The following is a 20,068-nucleotide window of genomic DNA, read 5'->3' as shown; positions in this document are numbered from 1 at the left end:
ACACTTACTCAACCCGGAATTCATCGAGCAGTAGCCAGGCCTTCCCTCCTGCGCCGTATTCTCCGGCAGGAATTACCCCTTTGTTTGTAGCGCGTATTCGCACATAACGCGCCTGAATCGGTGGAAACGTACCCAGTACCGGATTGATACCATTGATTGGAAATTGCGTGTGTCGATATACGTCACGAAATGTCTCTCCATCTTCCGATACCGAGAACTGAAGCGTATCGGGTGCCCACATCCGTTGCCAGTGGTAATTCAGGATGTGTGTGCTTATGCTGGATATGGACTGAACCCGTTGTAAATCAATATGTATAGCAGCGTCTTTACCCTGAAACCCAATCCATTCACCGGAGTTGTAACGACTCGTACCGGAAACCCCGTTGACCGCCACAAACGGGCTGGAAGGCCGATAACCGCCCATTGGTTCAGTTATAAACGTGATGGGTTTGCCGGTCGCTTTGTTGATCGTCAGCGTTTTTTGAAACGCCCGGCCTACCTGCCGATTACCCTGAAATACAGCCGCTTTTACATCGCTGGTCTGCTTAATTGAAAGTGGTTGGGTATAGGCTGGACTCGTCGGAACCGGAGCCGATCCATTGGTCGTGTATCGAATAATCGAGCCGGGCAATGTAGTCGAAAGAGTCAGCTGAACGGTGCCATTTGAGTCAACTGTCACGGTGTCGGTAAGCTCGTCGAAGCGATTGGTGTAGTGGACATTCAGGCGTTTCAGCATGGGTTCCTGTAGCCGTAGTCGCCGTAAAAAATCGGGGTAGTTCCTACGCTGCCGTTGGCTCCAGCCGATTTCAGCGACGGCAATAGCCCGCGGAAAAATCATGTATTCAGCCTGATCCGGACTCGTCAGATATTCACTCCAGGCTGTGCCCTGAACGCCTTTCAGGTAAACGGCTTCGTCGGCACGGAGATCGGCAGGAACAGGCTCATACCCGTAGACCTTGCTTAAGGGAGTATAGCCAGCAGCAGCCAGCGGTTCTTCCGGATAGAGCGATTGGTAGTAGTCGAAATACACATGACTTTCGGGCGTCATAATAGCATTGTGCTTTTGCCGAATAGCCTCAATACCACCCTCGATCCCACGCCAGCTCATAACTGTTGCTCCCGGAGATAGTCCCCCTTCCAGAATTTCGTCCCAGCCAATCACCTGCCTGCCTTTTTTAGTCAGATGCTGTTCGATCCGTCGAATAAAATAACTCTGTAGTTCGTCTTCGTCTTTCAGGTGTTCTTTCTGGATACGAGCCTGGCATTTTGAGCAGGTCTTCCAGCGGGTTTTGGGGCATTCGTCGCCACCAATGTGGATATACGTTGATGGAAACAGGCTAACAACTTCGTCAAGTACGTTTTCCAGAAATGTAAACGTACTATCATTCCCGGCGCAGAATACCTCATCGAATACCCCCCAGAACGTAGCAGCCTGATAAGGACCACCCGCCTGGCCATCGGGCTTGAGACAGCCTAGTTTTGGGTAGGCGCTTAACGCTGCCATCGCATGGCCCGGCATTTCAATTTCAGGAATGACCGTAACATGGCGTTGGGTCGCATACCGAACAATGTCTTTGACTTCGGCCTGGGTGTAATAACCACCATAACGCTTCCCATCGAAACGATGTGGCAATTCTTTTTTGTGGCCGATGAGCGTTTCGGTCCGGTAAGCGGCTTTCTGCTGCAATTCCGGGTATCGTTTGATCTCGATCCGCCAGCCCTGATCGTCAGTCAGGTGCCAGTGAAACGTATTGAATTTATACAACGCCAGCAGGTCGATGTATTTCTTAATAAACGCAATTGGAAACAGATGACGACTGACATCGAGGTGCATACCCCGATACGAAAATCGGGGGTAATCACTGATGTCGCAAGCGGCAAGTGTTGCAGATTTTGATTGAGAAAAAAGTTGGGTCAGGGATTGTAAACCGTAAAATAAGCCTGCTTCATCGTGGCCGGTCAAGCTAATTCCCTGGGGCCGGATTTGCAGCCTATAGCCTTCTGACTGTGTCACCTGAAGGCTATCGACCCGCAGGTCAAGGCTACGTTCTGACTTTTTAATAGCCAGCGATAAACCCGTACAGGACCGAATCTGCGCCTGAGTGATGGCTACTGTCTCTTTCGAAACGCCTGAACCAGGCGAAATCCCTACAGTTTTCGTCAGTATGAATTCACCTGATTTCCGACTATAGCTTACCGGCTCAGGGATCAGTCCACTCTGGGCGAGCAGATTCCCTGCATTGAGCAGAATGATTACTATCGTTAATGAAACGCGCATTTATACTTCGTTCATTTTACATTTGAGAAATTGGCTGGACTCAAGACGGTCCAGCCAATATTATACATGAGAAAAGGGATTATGATTTTGTGGGTCATCCATTTGCTCACTACTACACCAAATAATTGTCATTAACTATCTAGACTTACGACCAGAACGGTGCAAAAACAAACTACTGTTTATCCAGCCAGATTGGGGTAAGGAAATTGTTTTCTCCCTGCCGGGAAACGGCACTGTTGTAGTTCTCTTTGTTCAGGTTCTCTTCGGTAGCCGGATAAAGCATCCGACGAAAGATTTTCCCGCCCGTTATATTCCCGACATAATTGTTAGGAATCAATGCCGGATAACCCGTACGGCGCCAGTTCAGAAACACTTCCTGCGAGTTAGGAAAAATCGACACCCAGAACTGCGTATAGATCTGCTCCAGCTGTTTTGCCATCGTAGCACTGGTTATCAACACATTAGCCGCAGCATAGGTATCAATACTGGCCTGAGGAATTACCCCATCAGCCCCATACAACGCCCATTGCCGCATGGCAGCCTTTATGGCCTGATCGTACAATGTTGCCGCCGATTTCGCCGAATACCAACCCCGAACCGCAGCTTCTGCCAGGTAGAAGTTAACCTCTGCATTGCTCAGAATCAGCATGGGTGAATTCAACTTCAGAATCGTATTCTGGTTCGGTTCTGAGTAGGTAACAAAATCGGCGGGTTTGGTATTGGGTATGTTGGCAGGCATTCCTTTCTGAATGCTCACATCGGTGCTGGGCTTACCATTCACGTAAACAACCGACAAAACAGGGAGCCTTGGATCGTTTGTCTTTTTGAGGTAATTGATAAACGTGTCGTAGTATTTACCCCCTTCCGGATTGCTTACACCATCGGCTTTCAGGTAATCGCTGTTCAGCATCCAGTAGGCCAGCGGGTTCTGGTTAATGATCTGACCGGAGGAAAGATAGGTGATCCTGGCCATGTCGGCATCGTCGGTGATCAGGCTTCCCGCAATGGCTTTTTTCACCCATGTTTCAGCCAGCGCCATATCGGGTTTCGTCATGCGCATACCCATACGCAGCATGAGTGAATAGGCAAACTTTTTCCATTTCGTCGTGTCGCCACCGTAGACCAGATCAGCCGCACCAAAACTCGATTTCGTTGGGTCGAATAAGGCAATGGCTTTCTCCAGTTCGCTCAGCATATCGGCGTAAATATCCTTCTGCGCGTCGTAGGTTGGTTTGAATATACTTTTCGTGTAGCCCAAAGCAGCCTGCGAATACGGAATGTCACCGTATAAATCCGTAATCTTGGAAAAGCTGTAAACACGCCATATTTTAGCAATAGCCAGCTTGTTCACCTGCGCCGGATCTTTTTCCAGTCCCCGAATTACCTCCCCTATTTCATTGATTTCGTTCGGGTACGCATTAGTAAAAACCGTATAGGGCGCGGTTCCCTGATTGAAAATGTATTTTGACCCCCAACTGGCAACATCATTGTAGCTGGTTGTGTATTGCATGGTTCCCTGCAAGCCCGTAATGACGTTCCCAACGGCGTCGTACTGTGCTTTGGTGAATACAAAATCCGGGCTTACGGTACTGGATGCGTCGGGGTTAATGTTGAGCTCTTCCAGCCCTTTGTCGCAACTTTGCAGGGTGCAGAGTGCCACCAGGCAATAGGTGAATTTATAGAGTCGATTTTTCATTGGTGTCATTAGAATTTTACGATGAGGTTCACGCCATAGCTACGGGTGCGCGGTAATCCTAAGGATTCAAAGCCCTGGTTCGAGCTGTTGGTGAAACTCTGCTCCGGATCGAAGTTGTCAGTCTGTTTGTAGAGGGTCAACAGGTTGCGGGCCACGAACGAAACACTAGCCGATTGTAGCCGTACAAACTTTAGTGTGCTGACCGGGATGTTGTAGCTAAAAATCACCTGACGAAGCTTCACAAAGCTGCCATCATGTAGAAAGAGGTCCGTGTAGTTTTTATCGTTGTCGTAATAGGTACGCAGGTTTTCTTTGGCAACTTTGTTTGTATACACATCACCCTTGGCTGTCACACCCGTTACGGTCAGTCCGTTTTCGCGGCCGTCCAGCGTCCGTTTCAATTTACCCATCCGGTTGGCATACACCTCCATTACTGAGAATACCTTGTTGCCAAATTTGCCGTCGAGCAGAATATTCAGCGAGAAATTCTTGTAGCGAAACTCATTCGTCAGACCCATTGTCAGCGGGGGGACACCTTTTCCCAGCTCCTGAAGGGCCGATTTTTGAGCAAAACCCGTTGTCGGGTCGTACACGATGTTGCCATTCGCATCACGAACGCGGGTGGTTCCAACGATTGTGCCATAAGAACGCCCTTCGATGGAATTAATGTAAGCCCAGTTCCCAACCGAAGTGGCCATCTGCATCGAACTGATGCCATCGGCCAGTTTAATGACTTTGCTATCGTTATACGCCACGTTGTAGCTCAGGTTCCAGCCGAAATTCGACGTCCGGATCGGATTGACCGTAACCAGCGCTTCGATACCCCGGTTGTTCAGTTTTCCAACGTTCAGGTACACGGAGTTGTAGCCTGAAGTTGGCGACGTACTGGTTTGAACGATATCGTTCGTGGTAGCCCGATTATAGTAAGTCAGATCGAGGCCCAGCCGTTTATTTAAAAACTGCAAGTCGACGCCCACTTCAAACGTGGTCGAGGTCAATGGTTTCAGGTCTGAATTCGTGAGCCCTCCATTAACAACCGTATTAGTGGTTACATTCTGAAGTGGCTGCCCTGAACTCGGCACCATGGAATACGTCAGGTTGACCACATACGGATCGGGGGTAGCACCACCCACCTGCGCCCAGGAAGCCCGTACTTTAGCATAATCGATCAGTCGGGGCAATTGAATTGCCTGCGACAGCACAAAACTTCCACCAACGGATGGGTAGAAAATCGTGTTATTTTTCGGGCTCAGCGTCGAGAACCAGTCCTGCCGCCCGGTCATGGTCAGGAAAGCCACACCTTTATAGTCGAGGTCGACCGATCCAAAAACCGAGTTGGTGCGGGTATGCTGATTGAGCGGAACGGTACTGGTCGTTGCCAGGTTGGTTGAGCTGTAGAAATAGGGAATCGTAAAGGTCGAACCGAACAAATTCAACTGGTTATAATTGAAACTCCGCTGGTTCATACCGGCCAGTGCCGACAGGCCGAAATGCCCGAATGTTGTATTGTAATTAGCCGTGAGCATCGTGTTGGTTTCGCTCACGTCGGTTTTTAACTGATTATACTGCCCGTTCGGGATATAGCGGGTTCCGGTTGGCAGGACGTAGGTATAATTGTAGTTGTAAAAATCACGGCTAACGGTCCCTTTCACTGACAGATTTTTCAGGATTTTGTAGGTCAATCCTAACTGGCCGATGAAGCGATTTTTGGTATCGTCCTGCTTATATTTATTGACAACAAAATAACTGTTAGAGGCAATGTCGGCATCATTCCAGGCTATTTCATTACCACTAGCGTCATAACCTGGGCTTAACCACCGAATATCGGATGTATTCCCGATCATGTAGGGCGTCCAGTTTGGATTACCCAGTGCATCGCCAGCACCCGTTTTATTATGGCCTGTTTCAAGGGTGTATTGAGCCAACGCTTCAAGGGCTATTTTTTCGCCAAACGCACCATTTATATTCAGGTTGCCGGTTTTACGGTTATACGTATTGGTTGGTAGAATCCCTTTCGCATCCAGATCGGCAACCGAAAAACGGTAATTCACTTTCTCATTACCACCCGTAAATGCCAGCGTATTGGTAAACGTTTTACCGGTCTGGTAGAAATTTTTGATGTTATTTTTCTGTGCTGAATACGGATGGGTCAATCCGTCGGCCGCTACGAAATCCGACCCATCGATTTTAGCACCCCAGGACCGCCGTCCCCAGGCAATACCCTGTGCCTGTGTGGTCGGTTTAGCTGCACCATCGCCCTGGCCATACTCATACTGCCAGTCGGGAAAAACGGCGGCATTTTCCATCGTAAACGTCGAATTATACTCTACGCCGATACCCCGCTGCGCTTTCCCTTTTTTCGTCGTAATCAAAATGACCCCGTTTGCTGCTCTGGAGCCATATAAAGCAGCAGCCGTGCCGCCTTTCAATACGCTGATCGACTCAATATCATCGGGGTTAATCCCGGCGATTCCATCGCCCCGGTCCACGTTCCCCTGGCCACCGTTAGGTGTTGCGCTACCACCCGGTACGGTGTTATCGATGGGCATACCGTTAATCACATACAGCGGTTGGTTATCACCTGTCAGGGAGCCATTTCCCCGAATGATAATCCGGCTTGATCCACCTGGCCCCGTTGATAAACCGGTTGCATTGACGCCCGCAATTTTGCCTGAAAGCGCATTGGCAACATTGTTTTCCCGAGCCTGGGTAAACTCCGCACCTTTTACTTCCGTAACCGAATACCCAAGCGCTTTTTTGTCTTTGGCTATCCCGAGCGCCGTTACAACGACTTCACCGAGTTGTGTGGCGTCTTCCTTCAGGCTAACATTAATTGTCGAACGTCCTGCCGCACTAACCTCCTGTGCAACAAATCCAATGTACGAGAAAATGACCGTTGCCTGTGGGCTCGATAAATTGATGGAGTAGTTGCCATCGCTGTCGGTCACAGTGCCTTTGGTCGATCCTTTTTCAACTATTGTAACGCCCGGTAATGATGCGCCATCACCGGCATTCGTCACTTTACCGGAAATCGTCTGTGCTAAGGTTGGCGCACTTAGCATGAGAAGTACCGTTAAGAGCTTGCTCAAACGAGCAAGCCTGGGTAGTAACTTACATTTCATAGAGATGCCACATTAATGGTTGACTAGATAGGTTAATACTGACGGAAGCAACTGCCGCTTGCAAATTTTGCGATATTAATCTGCAATTTTTGCGCAATATAGAGATCCAAAGCTAGTAGATGCAAACAATATTTTATTTTTTTGCATCAAATCAACCAATTCTATGCAAATGATACGATTTACTTATGTTTTATAGATGAATTTTGAAATATTTACGAAGTTCATAGCAAAAACTGCGGTAATGTGTCAGGCTTTTTGTTAGGATATAGTACGGATGGGTAAGATTTAGCCCTATTTTTGCTTTTACGTCGAATAACTGATCTCCGATCACTCTATGTCAATTGCTTTTTTAAAGGACGAGCGTAAAGAATTGATTATAAAGCAGGTAAGTCTTCATACTCGCATGAGTCTGACTGATCTGGCCGCTACACTTAACGTTTCAGAAGATACCGTTCGGCGCGACATTAACGATTTGTCAGATGAAGGGAAGCTGATAAAAATTCGCGGAGGAGCCATGTCGAAGGCATACCACCACTCCTCGCAATTGCAGGAAACGTATGCACATCAAAGCAAAATAACGATTGCCGAGAAAGCCCTGACTCTGCTGCACGATGGCATGTTGATTCTGATGGGTGGCGGAACTACCATCCGGGAGTTTATCAAAATGATTCCAGCCGATTTAAAAGCGACGTTCATAACGGTCAATCCGCTGACGGCTGTTGAACTGCTCGATAAACCGAATCTGGAAATCATTATGATTGGTGGTCAAATCTCCCGCTACAGTCAGATGAGTGTTGGCGGTGAAGTCTATCAGCGATTGTCCGAATTGAAGGTAGACCTGTGTATTATGGGTACAAATGCCATCGACCCGAAAGAAGGTCTTACTGACTCGGACTGGGAAACAGTGCAGGCAAAAAAAGCCATGATCCGGGCTGCAGAGAAAGTGGCTGTACTGGCTATTTCCGAGAAAATGAATAGCGTAATGCGTATGAAAGTAGCTGACCTTGGCCAGATTGATTATCTGGTCACAGAGCTCTCTGCAGATTCAGCCCAACTTGCCCCCTACCGGGCCGGAAAAATCAACGTACTGTAAATCAGGCAAATGCAAATAAATTGCGAGAATAATTTAATCGCATGTTCGTTAACACATGACTATATGCACAGATAGTTGTACCATTCGCTCAGGTTTTTAGCCATTTGCCTAACGAGAAAGTTTTAGTTTCAATATCACATTGATACTCAACTTAAGCTTCTTTACGTCATGGGCAATTTACTGTACACCATCGCTGTCATTTTAATCATAATCTGGCTGCTGGGCTTTTTAGGGTTTAATAGCTTCGGCATGGGCGGCCTGATTCACGTGTTACTGGTTATCGCCATCATTGCCGTTGTGCTCCGACTGATTCAGGGTCGAAGCGTTTGATAGATCCCGAATAGAATCCTGTAAAAAAAGCCAGCTTCTGACAGAAGCTGGCTTTTTTTACAGGATTCTATTCAAACTTTTTGTTTAGGGATAAGTCATTCCTGAAATGGCTTGTCGTTTCTTAATCGGCTTTCTCAATCGCCAGCCGTACTAATCTTCCAGCCTCATTCCAGTATAAAGCAACATGCCCATCAGCCCGCTCTGCCAGAAGCTTGTACCCACGTTCATTGGCATATTGCCGGCAAGCCGACAGCATATCTAACCCATTTGCGAAAGGAACTACCGTTCGCTTATCTCCCATTGGTACATCTTTAGACCAACTCATTGAGATTACCTGATACTTCATAACGGTTTCTGATTAATTACTGTCTGCTCAACTAATGATTACAAGTCCAGTATTCTACTTGTGTCATCTATTTATGTGTTGACCTTATTAAATGTGAAAGGGTTGTAGTTAACTAATTTTTTTTCGTTCGGTCAACGATCCAGTAGATACACAGATCGATTGACCTCAGTCAGGCAAATTGGTTTAATCCATAAAACAGTTGACGTAGCCTTATCGACACTCTGTTCCTTATTTTCTACATCTCACCAGTTGCAGTTTATCCCTCGGTTTATTCCTGATCTACTTTTGTCCGCAAGTGAACAATAGTTGTCCAGTTGCGGACAGTACCAGGTGCAGAAGCAAAGTACAACTAATTGATAATCAGCAATTATCTCATATTGGCACAACCTTTGGCTTATCTATAGTGAACAGATAAACAACTCAATCCCACAAACACTAAACAACAATACAACCATGTTACTACCATTAATGAACAAATTGGTCGCTTCAATTCTGATGAGCACTGCCACCCTTGCAAACCCTACTACGCCAAAGACGCTCTCTTTCGATGCAAGTGCCTATGTGACGATCAACAACCAGATCCGCGTAGCGGTCGTCAAGACGGCTGAAGTACCCGTTGTTATCCTGCTTCGTAGTTCTGACCATCGGATTGTTTTCCGTCAGAGCATCGACAAGAAAGCCGAAAAATATGCGGTGAAGTTGAATGTTGATGAGCTTGTCGATGGCAAGTATGAGCTGGAAGTAGCCTCAAAAGAAGGCAGCATCCGGAAGCAATTGAATCTGTCTTCTCAGCCCGTGCAACAAGCCAGTCGGGTTGTGGCCATGCAATAAGCTAGTCACAAAAGTCCCACCAATACATTACCCGAAAGCCCGGCACAAGCCGGGCTTTGGTGTTTAGTCATCTATGGTCTGTCAGGATCAGTTTTGATTCTACAGTTCTGTACAGAACATTTGACGGGTTAGCATACACCATCGGTTTCCTGTACTTACTGTTGGGTGATTAAATTTGTACAGTTGATTAGATGGCTACCCGTTTGTTTGGACTATGTTTTTCGGGTATAGACGTTGAGGTCAGGTACTTCAACCTGACCTCTGGGATCTATCCTATTGCATCTGGTATGAACAACAGGTTTCTCAAAACGTTCAGTCAGTGGGTGACCTTGTTCGTTAGTTTTTGCGGCTGGGAATGATAGCGCGCTAGAATAGACATGATCTTATGGTGAATCTGAGTATTCTCATAAACGCCCCGGAAGTCGAGCGAATGAGGGCCGTAAGCAAACACAGGCACCATAATTCCCGAGTGATCATTGGTACTGAAATGACCATCCACATAGCCGCGCTTTAGGTCGCCATCGAGCAAACTCAATCCACCCGTTTCATGATCAGCGGTGATGATTATGAGTGTTTCGCCATTGGAGTCAGCAAAACGCATGGCTTCCCCAATGGTCCGATCGAAATCCAGCATTTCCTGAACGACATAACCCATTTCATTGGCATGACCACCGTAGTCGATCTGAGCGCCTTCAGCCATTATAAAAAAGCCATTCTTATTTTCTTTTAACTCCGTAAGCGTTTTTTGAAGGCTTTTGACCAGAAAATCCTGCCGACCTTGTTTTATCGGAACGACCGCCTGATCGTCGAGCAGCACGAAGGGCTGCTTGAGTCCTTCCAATTGGCTAAAGCTCGTTCCTATCTGATACCCACGCTGGCGAAGTGTATCCAATACTTTTTCTTCCTGAAAATACCGATAGCTACCCCCAATCAGAATTTGTACGGGCTCCCTCAAAAAATCGCCCGCAATTTCCCGTTCGAAGGCGCGGTCTGGCTGGTGCGCATAAAAAACCGCTGGAGTCGCGTCGGTAATCGGACCAGCAGAAACAAGGCCACTGACCATGTCCCATTTTTTTATGAGAGCCGGAATGGCAGGCCACTGCTTGCCCGTCGAATCGACTCCAATAGCCCGGTTGTTGGTTTTCTGGCCGGTTGCCATGGCCGTTCCTCCGGCGGCCGAATCGGTAATATACGTGTCGGCGGCACTCGTTTTAGAGAAACCAATATTGAGCAGCTTTGCCAGATTGAGTTCTCCCCGGTTAGCCGTGAGTCCGGCATAGATCTGGGCAAGCCCCATTCCATCACCAATCAGCAGAATAACGTTTTTGACACGACTACGGCTATCATTGTTGCGGTAACGAGGCTGATAAATCGGATATGGTGTTGGATTCTGATATTCGGCGGTTTGGCGTAAACTCAGAAAATGGCCAAGCGGAGCGATCTGATCGGTATTGATAAAGTCAACGCCCAGATTCATCAGCGTTTTCCAGGTGTTAATGTTATCGGGCGTAGCCCAGAATCGAATCTTCTTCCCCTGACGATGAACCTGTTGAATTAATTGCTGAATCCTGGTTCGTTCTTTTTTGACAATAAGTCCTTTTCCATTCCAGCGGCTGTATTGGGTAAAGCTCTGGCTAATTAATCCAATGTGGCCTGCCTGTTCATGCGTATAATCGACCTCAGGTCGACCATCGAAAAGAATCCAGTCAGGGTATTGCTTAAATTGATCAGGAGCAGGCACATTGCCACTGACAACGACCCGCACCGGGCCACCCGTACCAAAAACGTCCGGATAAGCACTTAGCGCCTGTACCAATAGAGGTAAGGACAGTCGAGCTGGTGTTTTCAGGTCGATCAACCATTGAAGGCCATACGTAGCTCCCGGATAAATTTGCCCGTTACCAGACCGGACTTTTTCTACAATTGGCCTGATATACAAAGCCTCCAATGTTCGGCTAGGGGTTATATCGGCCGAATCATGGGCCACGTAGAGTTGCCCGTCCCGCCGGTAGATATCCGCTTCAATCGACCCGAATTTCTGGTCGTAGGCCTGCCAGAACGGAATCGTCTGTTCATAGTCGTTATGAGAGTGGGCCTGGGCAGGTGTATAGCGACTAGCTGACTGGGCTCTGCCGTTGAAAACGACGAGACTCCAGAACAGCATCGCCAAAAAAAGCGGTCTTTTCATTGGTGATTAGCATACCGTCCTATTGATAAGGCAGTAACGTTCAGGACACTTTCGGTTTATTGAAGTATGGATAAACTTTTTCCGGCATGATTGGCGGCAAACAGTGCCGTAAGTGTTTTATAGCTAAGCCATTACATTAGCATCGGTCTCGCTCAGTTTCGCCTGTACTGCTCTGGCAAACGAAACTTTGTCCGATTTTCGGTATTGCTCCGGAGTCAAAGCACCTGAATCCGGCGTAAAATCGTCGGCTATGTGAAGGCAGGCTGCCCAAACTTCCGGATTCGTAAGAATTTTGTACTGGCGAATGGGTGTATCGGCCCCAAACCAAAGCCCGATAATATTACTGATAGTTACTTTCATTCGATGAGCCATCGGCACTTGTATTTATTGAAAAAGGTGAAGACGTGATTTGCAATTAGTCACACTTGACCAGCATTAATTGTACGCCTAGCCGTCGCTGGGCTGCATAAGTCCCGCGAATGGAGAAATTGCGGTCAAATATTCACGGGCAATCTTACGGATAGAATCCAAAGCAATTCCGTCAATGAACTGGCCCGCATGGTCATAAAGGGTAGCCTTGTCGGTCAGACCGTCATAAATGCCCTGTGGCATCAGTTCATGGTCTTCATAACCCCAAAACAAAAAATCCAGTGCGTCCACTAAGCTCTCAAACTCAAGGCTACGGACGGTTTGCAGTTGATTGAAAACAGCGATAAAGCGCATAGTAAATCATTATGTCGTTTACGCAACAAAGGTAGCTGGCTCCCAATAAGGCTACGTTAAGCCTATATTATAAAATGGAAATTTCGTCTGAACCGCCCGATTTAGATGCCGACAGATCAACTTGTAGCCTCACTTTATTCGGAAGTAAATATGTAGAACACCATCATTTTCATAACAATTTCATAACCAGTTCTGGGGTGACAGCCAGGAATTTGATTAGTCAAATCAGGGTAATTACTGCTGGCTATGATTTCCCATTGGATTAACGAGCTAATGTACCTGTTGGCGGGTAACAGCCGCTACGTTCATTACACCCGGCTCAGGAAGCTTGTCTTTATCGGCATTCTTTTCTTCTTTTTGGTCATCTCCATCCTGTTGTTCTTTTTCGTGTAGGCTCCCTGGAACATACAGCCAGACTTACAAAAATGTTGGTAATTGCGTATATGACTTGGATACATGGAGTCATGCTTATGTACCCGGATCATTTAAGTGTAAATCCATTCGCTCAACGTGGGTAGACATCCACAACGGATGTCGATGTCTGCTGTTCCACGACTAAATCGATAAACTTAACTGTCGCTGAAAAATGAAGCCATTATTTCCGGGCTTAATAGCATCTAAACGATGGCACTATACGCTATAGTCGGGTAAGCACGTTTTTGCTCCAATGACTTTCAATTAGTAGTTTACCAGAGAATTGGCATTATATTCACTACCTGTTATCTCAGTTTTCTGCTATGACAATTATTATTATCTGTGTCGGAATCGTAGATGCTTTAGTCGGCGCTTTTCTCTTTAGAAACATACTCAGTTCCGATAAATTAGATCATCCGGCCCGGTTTGGCAATTTATTAACTTCCTGTTTAATGCTAAGCAGCGGTATACTTCTACTTTCATTGATGTTTTGGGGCACCAGTTTTTAGGGAATCACCCGCACTCCTTTGGGTTGATCATACCAATCGATTTCCCTTTCGGATCATCCTACCAATTCATCGCGGTTTGTACCTTTCAACTATAGATCTACAAGTATTGCCCCTTAAAACAGGATTTAGTCTTTCCAGCCTTCTGGCTTAAACGGTGTTTGCCGATCACTTTGCAGGCACGGTGCCAGCGGAGGCCGGTCAGTGTTTGGCCATAAGCGAACCTTGGCTTTTTGCCGTTCGCCCAGATACGGTGGAGAAGGCTCTAAAGTAGGCTGACGTGCATTTAGTGCATAGAATAACCCATCGCTGACTGATCCGTAAGAGCCATTGCCTCGCAGCGTATCAACTGGCCCAGTCGCTCCATAAGATACACCCTTCGTATCTTTACGATCCAGCCAATAGTGAACCAGCGAAATGGCTGACGCGGAAAAGTAGCCCACTGCCCGAATTTGAGGATGATCTACCTGATACACGTTACCCCCTAAAGCCGAAGGTGGCGTATCGGCCAACCCGCCTGTATGCTGGGTCTGCTCCTGAAAAAGCTTATAATATCGGTAAGCATCAGCGGTCAGGGATGACTGGCGTACATCGACCAGGCCAGGGCCCGTATCATAAAAGGGAATCTGAGCCACACGTTGCTGGATGATAGGCCTGCCATTGGTGAACTGATCGTCAAACACCACAATATCATACCCATAAATCAACTGCCAACATGGCGTCTGGCAGCCATAATCATAAATCCAGTCCTCCTTTGGAACTTCAGGCGCTTCTTCCCCTGCCTTACCCGCCGGGGGAGTAAAACAATCTTCATACAGTTCTGTGCCTGTTACAAAGTAATCACGTGCTCTGTAAACAGTTGGTAGCACCTTGTATTTTGAGTAAACACCCTGCCGACAGCTATGGCACCAGTATTGGCGCTCCCAGAGTTTCCATTCCCAGCGGTAATAATTTCGCTCGCTGCCAGGATCCTGGCTGTCAATAAAGATGTCATGTGCTGCCGTATAGCCGTTTAGTTGCTGTACGGATAAGCTGGCAGGATTAAAGCGAGCAGTTATTCTGTCAATCGGTGCGACGGATGGCATTACCTGTTGGGTGGATACATAGCGGGTTCCGTTGGGGAGGGTAAAGCGAAGTTGATAGGCATGGCCCACCTGTCCTCTAAAATCGCCAGGCAGTTGATAGCTTCCGTCCAGAGTCTCATGACAGCTAATGAGCTGCGCAGAATCGACCATAATGTCCACAGATGCTTTCGTAACGGGCACTGTCATGAACTGTCCGGTTAGTCGATCCGCCTGTGCCTGGCTAAGCTTAATAATCTGGGGTTCCGCCAGGTCAGTCAGCGTACCCTCTACTAGAAGGATAGTCTTTGACGTAGACAAGGTCGTTTCCTCTGGATCAATACAAGCGATGGGTAAGATGAATACCAGCAAACTCATGAACACATAGGATGCAACTGAGCGCATAACTGGGATTTAGGTAAATGATAGACTGTTGATAAAATCAACTGAAGGCTCTATTCTACTATTTTAGATATCTTTTCAACGAGTGGATACCAATTACCAAGACACTACTCATCACAAAGCGATCCTATCAAATTGCCGTTATGGGTATGAACTTTGACTTGCCGACCCAGCCCGAATCTTATTCGGCCATTGGATTGACCCTTAGCCCTAACTATACGGATTCCGGTGATTTTAAAGCCTTTATGTCAGGATTTTCGCAAAACCCCGTGCCACGGTTATTCTAGAGCGTCAGGGTTAACCGTGGCACGTCGTTTGCAAAAGTCCTGCAAGTAGAGAAAGAGTAAGTTCACCCACGACAAGGCTTTCAATAGAAGACCTGTATTGACCTGGCGATTTCACCTAACCCTACCTGGCATGAGCTTTGAGGAAGAAATAACCCTCTACCAATTCGGGCAAGGGCTTCACTTGGAACTTGATCTGCTGGATCACTTTAGCCAACTCGATGAGTTCAAAAAAAGCCAACGAGTCGTGGAGCTTTTTGACATGGTACGCCAATTAAAGCCTGAAGATACCGAACTGGAGCAGGTCATGGCAGCTAACTCCTCACCGGCTCCCATTCCTCCCTATTTAGTCTTCAAGGGCCATCAGCTCCAGCGAAATTCATCCATAAGTATGGCACGCACTGAGCTTGCCCGATCGTATCAGATACTGTTACGTCTCTTTAAGAAAGCCTATCAGCGGCAATTGGAAGCCGAAAAGCCAACTCCAGCCAACTGGATGTTTTGGGACTTGTCAAACCCTGAAGTTGTGGCGAGTATAGTCACTTTACACCAACAGTTAGTCGAAGAGGTCTATGCCAGTGCTGGCTACCGAAGCGAATTTGCCAGCCTCGCCAAGCTGTATTATACCCGAAAAAGTACCTGGCTGACCAATCAGGAAGAACCCACTCCCGAGCCTCAGACCCACTTTTCGTTTCTGACCTATGAGGAGGTAGTAGACCGATCAATTCCTATGATTGGTGAACCGCAACTTCGTGGCATCTCGCTTCTTTGTAATTCGTTAAACAAAGCCCTGGCCAAACAGTATGGATTGACGGCTGAACAGGCAACACGCTTAATCTGGGATGTGGTGGAGAGGCACATGCGCGAGCAGTACAATACCGGGCTTATTGACTAAACCGTTCTGTTTTCATTCATTTTGGGTAGGATCGCAAGCATTGTAAATAAGAAACTAGCCAACGTATACTGTGTACGTTTGGTATTGACTTACTGACAAAGACCTGCCAAAGCATTTGTGCTCCGTAGCTGGCTATGTATGAGTTTGTTCAATTCTGGCGCGTCGCTGGCTGGTCCGCTTGAACGTTTAACCAAGTTAGCTAGGCTAACCATTCCAATACAATTTTGAGATGATCCAGGTTTGACGGTTAGTTTTGTTGCTTCCAGTATGGCTATTGGGTTGAAAATTTCATCCATACGAATCGTTCGTTCAACGTGCGTTTCACTCAATTGAACTTCGTCTCTTTTGCCTATTGAGCAGAGGGCTAATAGATTTAGTCACGTTTTTTAACAACTCTGCTTGGTGATGAAGTTTAAATTTCTCTTGGTGAGTATTTTTTTTGTGGCCTTCGGCTGCAAAGAGTCCGTATCGACGGATGCGGGACAATCAGAACAATGGGGACAGCAACCTGAGCTTCCAGTAGTCAATGGCGAAGCCAGATTCACCCTGGAGGCTCAGGATAATTTTGTCAATGTGATGGGGAATACTCTTCCCAGAATGCCTATTTTCCCCACATTACAACCGAAGGCTGGACGTGTTCGAGGGTATGTTGCCGATCTAAGTGGGAAACCGCTTCGGGGTGCTACAATTGGCGTTCGATCAACTGCGACCGGTGGCTATTATTCGGGTGTTTCCGCCCAGACAGACGCTAAGGGCTATTATGAGCTGACGGTTCCCTGGGGAGCGGCCGATTTTTATGCGGCTGGCTACACAATTGATTACGGCCAGGGCCGGGTGACGATGAGCCTGTATTCTATCGATGGTAAACTGGAAAGCTTTCCCTCCAAAGATGGGCTGGTTAAAAACTTCGTTCTGTTATCGTATGGAGTCCTGAATAAAGACATGGCAGGTCAGAAACCGAATGACCCAACCAATTATGCAGGTGGATCGTTTTATATTACATACAATGTGGCTGACCCATCCTCAGTTTATAATCCATCGACCTATATTCCTGACAATGCCGAAATTCAGGTAACTCTCGTCCCGGATGGGGTTGGTTTGTATCGTGAGAAAAAGACATTTGTCATTACCAAAAAAGCCAGCCAACTGAATTATAACTTTCTGGTGATGAATGTGCCGGTAGGCAGCTATACCCTTAAAGCCAACTTGAAAAACGGTCCTCAGCTTCGCCTGGAAGCAGTTGGTCGCTATGCAAGTGTATCCCCTTATTTTGGCTTAAAACCGAGTTCGGCAGTAGGATCGGCCCAACTTTTCTTTACACCAGACTCACAGTTGAGCAATTCTCTGACGCTACCAAATCGAGGCAATTGGGGTTCTCTTCAAATCAAAGTAGAACTTCCTTAATAATTGGAAAACGTTTGGAATGTTGTCATGAAAAATGAGTTTATTTTTTATTTAGTATCTGATTCAGAAGTTGCTCCAACTCGGCTTGCTTTTGCTTAACGACCTGCAACTCTTCAGCCTGTTGTTTGTTGGCCTTTTCCAGTTGAATACTGTATAATGTTAATTCCTCAATCTTGGCTAATAACTTAGCGTCGGTCTGATGCAGATCGTTGCCCTGCTCTACCATTTCGCTAGCGGATAAGATACCGGGTAAGTGTTTATACTGACTGATATAACACTCTACTTCCGATAAGGGAATAAGTTGGTAGGTTGGCGTGAAGACATAATCGCTCCAGTCGGTGGTATTCCTGACGGCAACCTTTACTTTCTCGGTAAGAATCCCTTTGCTCACAAACAGATTGTAGTCCAATGGGGTCTTGTTGACACCCTGGCCAATAATAATCGCTTCGCCCTGGGTTGATTGTAAGAACGAACCATTTCGTTGCCAGAGGGCCTCTTCAGCCTCCTGGCGAGCGCCGGATGCATAGGTGGCTAAGATCACATCCCCATTACTGTTGACAGTCAGAAATTTACTAGCATTAGTGCCGGCAGCATTGGCGGAAGTCAACGGGAGCCGAATGCCAGCCGTATTTGCAATACCACCTACGATGTGAAGCTTGTTAGCTGGTGCTGTCGTACCGATACCAACATTAGCCTGATCGCCTAATATAACACTGTTGCTTTGCGTAACTTTAGTGTTAGTACCAATAGCCGTCGCATTGGAAAGACCGATAGCTCCCGCATCAGCCCGGAATCCCAGGAACGTATTATTGATACCGCCATTGTTGCCACGGCCGGATTCGCCCCCAACACTAACATTATTGTCGCCATTGACACCCCTCCCATTGCCCGCATTAGTGCCTAGATACACATTATAGCCTCCTGATGTGTTATTACCTCCTGCGTTATCACCCACAAAGAAGTTGGCCGAACCGGTGGTGTTGGCAGCACCCGCATTGACACCCATCATCAGATTTGAACTGCCCGTGGTATTGCTTTGGCCAGCCTGCACGCCCACAAAGGTATTGCTTTGGCCCGTAGTAGTTGTTTTACCCGCCGAAGCGCCTACAAATGTGTTTATTCCTGCCGTTGCATTGACACCGGCCTGGACACCAATAAACGTGTTCTGACTTGCGGTCAAACTGCTGGCCCCGGCTGAGGAACCAATATAAACATTGTTCTGACCAGTCGAGTTGGAATAGCCCGCCGTGTTACCCACAAATGTATTGTCATTGCCATTGGTATTGTTGTAGCCAGCCATATTACCCGTAAACACATTGTTGATGCCTGCCTTATTACCAATTCCTGCATAAGCGCCCAGGAACGTGTTTGCCGTACCGGTTAAATTGCTGTAGCCGCTCAGGTTACCCACAAACAGATTCGACGAACCGGTTGTATTGTAATACCCTGACTGAGCGCCCACAAATGTATTGTCAACACCAGTGGTATTCTTAAAGCCAGCCTTGGAACCAATCATCACCTGGGAGGATACCGTATTATTTAAACCCGCCGAATCGCCGATCATGACGTTATGCTGACCGGACTGATTCTGGAAACCGGCCCGAACGCCAATCAGTACATTGCTATTAGCCGTTGTGGAATTGCCTCCCGCCAGCCAACCGACATAGACATTGTAAAGACCCGTAGTGTGATTAACACCAGCAGCAATACCTAAAAATGTGTTGTGCCAACCATAGGTGTTAAATCGCCCGGCCTGAAAGCCCACAAACGTATTATAGCCACCCAATTTATTGTACTGCCCGGCCTGATAGCCTAGAAAAACATTACCCGTTGCTTCAGTGCTGCTTTGCCCGGCCTGGTAGCCTAAATAGGCATTAGCTACTCCCTGAGTGGCAGCCTGGCCTGCTTTGTTACCAAGGATGAGATTACCAAATCCAGTCATGGTTGCATTCCCTGCGGCTGGGCCAAGAATCGTATTGTCATAACCTGGAATAGTCGAGTTAGGCGTAGTAACCACATAGTTCGACTGGGCCCATAGCTCGCAGGGAAAAACCAGGAACAGCGAAAAAATAAAGCTTATGCGCATATGTATGGCTGATTAGAATTAACCTTAGCCTGGTTCGTTGTGGCCAGAGTCAAAACTAGCAGCCGTTAGTCCGGGAGTCAATCGGATAAATGTATGATATGGGAAGATAAAAGACTCTGATCTACCCATTTAGAGTTTTTTTTATTAGAAGATGGCATACATTCTCTCCAATAATCGACACTATCCATAGAATACATTCAAATAATGGAGAAACTAGTCTAACGATGTTAACTAGAAAAACTATGCAACTATTTTTCCTGTGCCCAATTTTTGCTCTCACTTCTTCAGAAACTAATTGATCTTCACATGAAACTTGTGGACCTTTTGAGGCTGGACTTTCTATATATTCTTCAGGGGTATTCACCTAAAACCAATCAGTAGATCATAATCTACCAGCAAATGAAGTGTC

General features: G+C 47.0%; 14 protein-coding genes. 5 read left to right on the top strand and 9 right to left on the bottom strand.

The genetic code is table 11. From position 1 onward, the window contains the following. Positions 1-4: 4 nt before the first annotated feature. The 3 genes from G8759_RS16720 to G8759_RS16710 all read right to left on the bottom strand — a co-directional run bounded on the left by G8759_RS16720 (position 5) and on the right by G8759_RS16710 (position 7,036). On the bottom strand, positions 5-2,278 hold the full coding sequence (locus tag G8759_RS16720) for a family 20 glycosylhydrolase (protein WP_167209883.1): 2,274 nt from the start codon (positions 2,276-2,278) through the stop codon (positions 5-7). A gap of 172 nt (positions 2,279-2,450) precedes the next feature. Further along, positions 2,451-3,974: a SusD/RagB family nutrient-binding outer membrane lipoprotein gene (locus G8759_RS16715; protein WP_167209881.1), complete on the bottom strand. Its 1,524-nt coding sequence runs from the start codon at positions 3,972-3,974 to the stop codon at positions 2,451-2,453. 8 nt (positions 3,975-3,982) lie between these two features. After that, positions 3,983-7,036: a SusC/RagA family TonB-linked outer membrane protein gene (locus tag G8759_RS16710; protein WP_232074281.1), complete on the bottom strand. Its 3,054-nt coding sequence runs from the start codon at positions 7,034-7,036 to the stop codon at positions 3,983-3,985. 394 nt (positions 7,037-7,430) lie between these two features. Between G8759_RS16710 and G8759_RS16705 the strand changes: the two genes are divergently transcribed. Then, the gene (locus G8759_RS16705) at positions 7,431-8,189 is read left to right on the top strand and encodes a DeoR/GlpR family DNA-binding transcription regulator (RefSeq protein ID WP_167209877.1); all 759 of its coding nucleotides are present in this window, start codon (positions 7,431-7,433) and stop codon (positions 8,187-8,189) included. A gap of 168 nt (positions 8,190-8,357) precedes the next feature. Next, positions 8,358-8,519 (top strand): lmo0937 family membrane protein, encoded by a 162-nt coding sequence (locus G8759_RS16700; RefSeq protein ID WP_162386934.1) that lies wholly within the window; start codon positions 8,358-8,360, stop codon positions 8,517-8,519. Between the two features lie 121 nt (positions 8,520-8,640). Here G8759_RS16700 and G8759_RS16695 read toward each other — a convergent pair whose 3' ends face one another. Continuing rightward, on the bottom strand, positions 8,641-8,865 hold the full coding sequence (locus G8759_RS16695) for a hypothetical protein (RefSeq protein WP_167209875.1): 225 nt from the start codon (positions 8,863-8,865) through the stop codon (positions 8,641-8,643). Positions 8,866-9,318: 453 nt separating this feature from the next. On the opposite strand from G8759_RS16695, the gene G8759_RS16690 reads away from it, so the two are divergent. Continuing rightward, positions 9,319-9,696, top strand: a complete 378-nt coding sequence (locus G8759_RS16690; RefSeq protein ID WP_232074280.1) for a hypothetical protein — start codon at positions 9,319-9,321, stop codon at positions 9,694-9,696. 316 nt (positions 9,697-10,012) lie between these two features. Here G8759_RS16690 and G8759_RS16685 read toward each other — a convergent pair whose 3' ends face one another. From G8759_RS16685 to G8759_RS16670, 4 genes are all read right to left on the bottom strand, one after another. Further along, positions 10,013-11,884 carry an alkaline phosphatase gene (locus G8759_RS16685; protein ID WP_167209874.1) on the bottom strand — a complete coding sequence of 624 codons (1,872 nt, stop codon included), beginning with the start codon at positions 11,882-11,884 and terminating at the stop codon, positions 10,013-10,015. Positions 11,885-12,007: 123 nt separating this feature from the next. Next, positions 12,008-12,256: a hypothetical protein gene (locus G8759_RS16680; RefSeq protein ID WP_167209871.1), complete on the bottom strand. Its 249-nt coding sequence runs from the start codon at positions 12,254-12,256 to the stop codon at positions 12,008-12,010. A gap of 75 nt (positions 12,257-12,331) precedes the next feature. Next, on the bottom strand, positions 12,332-12,607 hold the full coding sequence (locus G8759_RS16675) for a hypothetical protein (protein WP_167209869.1): 276 nt from the start codon (positions 12,605-12,607) through the stop codon (positions 12,332-12,334). Positions 12,608-13,655: 1,048 nt separating this feature from the next. Beyond that, the gene (locus G8759_RS16670; protein ID WP_167209867.1) at positions 13,656-14,993 is read right to left on the bottom strand and encodes a DUF4249 domain-containing protein; all 1,338 of its coding nucleotides are present in this window, start codon (positions 14,991-14,993) and stop codon (positions 13,656-13,658) included. A gap of 414 nt (positions 14,994-15,407) precedes the next feature. Between G8759_RS16670 and G8759_RS16665 the strand changes: the two genes are divergently transcribed. Next, the gene (locus G8759_RS16665; protein WP_167209865.1) at positions 15,408-16,169 is read left to right on the top strand and encodes a DUF5958 family protein; all 762 of its coding nucleotides are present in this window, start codon (positions 15,408-15,410) and stop codon (positions 16,167-16,169) included. Between the two features lie 405 nt (positions 16,170-16,574). Then, on the top strand, positions 16,575-17,573 hold the full coding sequence (locus tag G8759_RS16660; protein ID WP_167209863.1) for a carboxypeptidase-like regulatory domain-containing protein: 999 nt from the start codon (positions 16,575-16,577) through the stop codon (positions 17,571-17,573). Positions 17,574-17,613: 40 nt separating this feature from the next. Here G8759_RS16660 and G8759_RS16655 read toward each other — a convergent pair whose 3' ends face one another. Then, positions 17,614-19,659: a beta strand repeat-containing protein gene (locus tag G8759_RS16655; protein WP_232074279.1), complete on the bottom strand. Its 2,046-nt coding sequence runs from the start codon at positions 19,657-19,659 to the stop codon at positions 17,614-17,616. Positions 19,660-20,068 lie beyond the last annotated feature (409 nt).

It is taken from the genome of Spirosoma aureum (genome assembly GCF_011604685.1).
Lineage (GTDB): Bacteria > Bacteroidota > Bacteroidia > Cytophagales > Spirosomataceae > Spirosoma > Spirosoma aureum.
This window is presented reverse-complemented; position numbering and strand designations above follow the sequence as displayed.